General features: G+C 64.7%; 1 protein-coding gene. It reads left to right on the top strand.

Translation table 11 applies throughout. From position 1 onward, the window contains the following. Positions 1-433, top strand: a 433-nt coding sequence (locus AACY08_RS30010; RefSeq protein WP_339472718.1) for a YncE family protein, incomplete at both ends; no start/stop codon positions are given.

Below are 433 nucleotides of genomic sequence, written 5' to 3'. Positions count from 1 at the left end.
CGCACGATTCGGTTGTCGGGCCTGCGGCACCCGCAGGGACTTGCCTGGCTCGATGGACCGCGCGAATTGGCCGTCGCGGACCAAGGCGGCGCCGTCCGTTTTTACAGGGGCGAAAGCCTGGACCTCATTGCCACACTCAAGGTCGGCGACGATGCCGACAATCTGCGCGTCGATCCGCGCGATGGCTTCCTGCTTGTCGGCTATGGCGATGGCGCACTCGCGACGATCGACCCGGCGACCCACGCTGCCATCAAGCAAATGCCGCTGCCCGCGCATCCCGAAGGCTTCCGCCTCGATGGCGATACGGTCTGGGTCAATCTGCCTGACAACGGTTCGATCGTTCGCGGTGACCTTGCCTCCAGCAAGGTGACGGCGCGGTGGTCGACCGGCTTGCACCGGCTCAATTTCCCGATGGCCTTCGATCGCAAAAGTC

The organism is Pseudomonas sp. EL_65y_Pfl1_R83 (genome assembly GCF_963970695.1).
In the GTDB taxonomy this organism is placed as follows: Bacteria; Pseudomonadota; Gammaproteobacteria; order Pseudomonadales; family Pseudomonadaceae; genus Aquipseudomonas; species Aquipseudomonas tritici.
This window is presented reverse-complemented; position numbering and strand designations above follow the sequence as displayed.